Below are 3,508 nucleotides of genomic sequence, written 5' to 3'. Positions count from 1 at the left end.
GTGCGGTATTCCGGTCGCAAAAAGCCAGACTGCCGTTCGACCGTGGGATCCGGGGCGCTGATCGTCATGGGCAGGGCAAAGACCGGCAGGCCGAACAGGCGCAGGCGCGGATATTCCAGATGGATCAGCCGGGTGCGGGCGTCATGGGTGACGCTGCGGGCGCGGATTTCCCACAGCGGCGGACCGCCGCCCTCGCAGACCGTGCAGGCGGATGAAACGACCTGCCGCAGCTTCGTGACCTGTCCGCCCTCGCTGCGCTGGGCTTCGGTCGCGGCGATCTGCAACTCGTGGGCCAGCAGCATCCGCGCGCCCCGTACGATGCCATCCTGCAACTTGCGGTCCAGTTGCGCCGAATCGGCGATCAGGATCGAATCGCGTTCGGGTTCGGTAGCGCCGGGTTGGGTCAGGTGGATCGGACCCTCGATGGTCAGATCGCCGCTATCGCCATCGACGATGATCCGCGACGCGACCAGCCGTGCGCCGCGATACCAGACCACCACGCCGCCCGCCGCGATCAGGGTGTTGTCGCCTTCCAGTTGCACCGTATCGGCCAGCAAGGTCGCCGCGTCCTCGGGTGCTGCGCCCGTGCCGTCGTCACCCCCAATCGAGACATCGTGACGCGGGGCCACGGTTGCGGGCGGGCTGGTCGTCGGCGTGCGGTCCGAAACGGGGGTCTCGGTCAGCCGGTCGGACAGGGGGGCAAGCGCCGCACCGCCCGTCCAGTCGCCCTCAAGCTGGGGGGCGACATTCTCGGCATTCAGCCCCTGCGCACGCGCACCCAAAGCGCCAAGCAGCGTCAGCCCGGTCAGCGCCGTGGCATAGGCCAGCCCTCTGAAACTTGCCGCCGTCATCCATCCTCTCTTTGCAGGATCAGCCCCATCGCCAGCATCGCGCCCACCAGCGGCGGTGCCCAGCCTGCCATGGCGGGGCCGATCTGCCCGTTATCGCCAAGAACTTGCGCGAGATTGCACAGAAAAAACAGCCCGATCCCCGCAGCAAAGGCCAAAAGAACGCTGATGCCGATATTTCGGCCACGCATGTGCTGCATGGTAAAAGCCGCCGCGATCAGCACCATGGCCCCCATCAGGAAGGGGCGGGCCAGCTCTGATTGCAACCAGACGCGGTGTCGCGTGGCGGAAAAACCGGCGTTTTCCAGCCCCCGGATAAAGCCCGGCAACTGCCAGACCGGCACCGATTGCGGCTGCCCAAAGCCGTCGCGGATCCGTTGCGCCGTCAGGTCCGATTGCAGCGTCAGCGACTGGTCGCGCACGGCCGCGGCCTCGGGGTTGGTCTGGTCCAGCGGGTAATCCTTGACGTCCTCAAGCTGCCAGAGGCCCGGTTCCAGCCGCGCCTCGCGCGCCTCGATCCGGCGGACCGGGCCGTTATCCTGATCAAAGATCAGGAATGTCGCGTCATACAGGGTCGTGGCGTCGGGGCTGGCGCGGCTGGCGCGGATCACGATCTGCCCGGCCTCTTGCCCGTCCTCGGCCAGCACCTGCCGCAGCCACAGCGCGCCCTCGCCGACCGAGACGGTCTGCTGCCCTTCGCGCCGGATTTCCGCCTCGGCCTGATCCAGCGCCTGCCGGGTCGCCGCGACCAGCGGGTTCAGCAGCGCCACGGCCAGCGCGCCGACCAGAATGGCGGAAACCGAAGGCGAGATTACCACTTTCAGCGCCGACCGCCCCGAGGCGCGGATCGCCACCATCTCGGATGTGCGCGCAAGGCCCAGGAACATGCCGATCCCGGCCAGCACCGTCACCAGCGGCAGGATCGAATAGAAGCTTTCGGTTATATCCAGCGCCGCCAGCCGGGCCACCCCCGTCAGCCCGACCCCGCGCGAAGCGAAGCGGCGCACCATTTCCAGCATGTCGATCAGGAACAGGATCATCAGGAAAACCGCCGCGACAACCAGCAGGCTGCGCAGGAAACGGCGGGCGACGTAACGGGCCAGGATCATGCCATCGCTCCTTTTCCGCGCCGCCATGGTCGTACGGCCAGCCGCAGCAGCATGACGCAGATCGCCGCGCCCAGAATTGCGGGCAGATACATCGCCGGCCACAGGCTGACATCGCGTTCCACCCGCGCCGAGACGGCATTGCTCGAAAGCTGAACCATGATCAGCAGCACACTGGCCCCTATCACCTGCCGCCAGACGCCGAACCGTGAATAGCCCCCGATCAGCAGCGTGGCAAAGCCGATCATCGCGGCGATGGGGGCCATCAGCGGCTTGGCGATGCGGTTATGCAGTTCGCGGCGTATATCGGCGGGTTCCGCCCCCGTGGCCTGCAACAGTGCCTCATCCGGGCGCAGCAGCCGCAGCGTGGTGAAATCGCGCAGATCCCGCCTGCCATCGGCGCTTTCTCCGAACATCGAGGCCACGTCATAGCTGAATTGCGAAAACCGGGTGACGGACAATTGGCGCCTGTCCCCGACGCGTCGCAGGTTTTGCGACATGCCGTTCAGCAGCACCAGCACCGGCCCCTTGTCGTTGCGCAGCAGCAGGGCCTCTTTGGCGGTATGGGTAATCTGCTGTGCGGGATCGCGCGCATCCTCGATAAAGACATCCAGCAGCCGCCCGTCGCTGGCGACATCGCGCACGAAGACGGTCACATTGTCGCTGGGATACTGGAATGTGCCCGGCCGGACCGACCGCGTGGTGACATCCTGCGCCAGCTCGTCCTGCCTTTCGGCCAGCCGGGTCCGCGCCAGCGGCACCAGCCCGTGGACCAGCACGGCGACCAGCAGGCCCACGAAAACGCCAAAGATCAGCACCGGCCGCGCCATCCGCCAGGGCGACAGCCCCGCCGTCTGCATCACCACCAGCTCTGATTCGTCGGCCATCCGGTTGGTCCCGTATGCCGTGGCCACGAAGGCGGCCACCGGCAGCACGATGGAAATCACGGCGGGCAGCGCCAGCACGGTAAATTCCATCACCACCAGCGCGGTCTGCCCGTCGCTGACCAGATCGTCGAACAGGCTGACGGCGCGATTGATCCAGTAGACTGACACCAGCACCAGCGCGAAAAAGCCGAAAAGCGTCAGAAACTGGCTCAGGATGTAACGGTCGATCCGGGACATGGGGCGTCGGGGCCTTGGATTTCAGGGTCTCTCTTCTGCTTATCCGCAAGGGCGGCTCTGGAAAAGGGCTGCATGTGCCGCTAGGCTTCGGTGCAGACGCAAAGAGGGATTTTTCAGCATGACCCAGCCGGTTGAAATCAGCTTCATCGAAACCGCCAGCGACAGGCTTGCCGGGCATCAGGGGCGTGTCGCGCTGATCGTCGCCTCGCAGGGCCGCTTGCCAGCCGGTCTGCCTCGCGCCGCACGCGAGGCGGCGCAGCGCGCGCTGGAATCCGGGGCAGGCAAGGGGCTGAAACCCGGCGAGGCGCTGGAACTGGCCTTTCCGGCGGGTATGGCCGCCGAGGCGCTGCACCTGATTGCCCTGCCCGCCAATGCCACCGTGGCCGAGGCACGCAAGGCGGGTGCGGCCATCGGTGCAAGGCTGGGCAAG

Annotated in this window: 2 protein-coding genes and 2 pseudogenes; 1 reads left to right on the top strand and 3 read right to left on the bottom strand. The window is 66.6% G+C overall.

Annotated elements, in window-relative coordinates:
- The 3 genes and pseudogenes from ACK5L9_RS08580 to lptF form a co-directional block, all read right to left on the bottom strand.
- Positions 1–851 (bottom strand): annotated as a pseudogene (locus ACK5L9_RS08580) (LPS-assembly protein LptD); the annotation flags it as partial.
- On the bottom strand, positions 848–1,957 hold the full coding sequence (gene lptG / locus ACK5L9_RS08575) for an LPS export ABC transporter permease LptG (protein WP_416911048.1): 1,110 nt from the start codon (positions 1,955–1,957) through the stop codon (positions 848–850). The pseudogene ACK5L9_RS08580 and the gene lptG, both read right to left, overlap by 4 nt.
- Positions 1,954–3,078, bottom strand: a complete 1,125-nt coding sequence (gene lptF / locus ACK5L9_RS08570) for an LPS export ABC transporter permease LptF (RefSeq protein ID WP_416911047.1) — start codon at positions 3,076–3,078, stop codon at positions 1,954–1,956. The genes lptG and lptF overlap by 4 nt, the downstream gene beginning before the upstream one ends.
- A 118-nt stretch (positions 3,079–3,196) precedes the next feature.
- On the opposite strand from lptF, the pseudogene ACK5L9_RS08565 reads away from it, so the two are divergent.
- A pseudogene (locus ACK5L9_RS08565) lies at positions 3,197–3,508 on the top strand (leucyl aminopeptidase); the annotation flags it as partial.

The sequence above is a fragment of the Paracoccus sp. (in: a-proteobacteria) genome, assembly GCF_047973135.1.
Taxonomy (GTDB): domain Bacteria; phylum Pseudomonadota; class Alphaproteobacteria; order Rhodobacterales; family Rhodobacteraceae; genus Paracoccus.
Note: the sequence above shows the minus strand (reverse complement) of the source record. Positions and strands in the feature narration are given on the sequence as shown.

Coding starts and splice junctions, on each gene's coding strand:
- lptF (WP_416911047.1), bottom strand. CDS start 3,078: ATGTCCCGGATCGACCGTTACATCCTGAGCCAGTTTCTGACGCTTTTC.
- lptG (WP_416911048.1), bottom strand. CDS start 1,957: ATGATCCTGGCCCGTTACGTCGCCCGCCGTTTCCTGCGCAGCCTGCTG.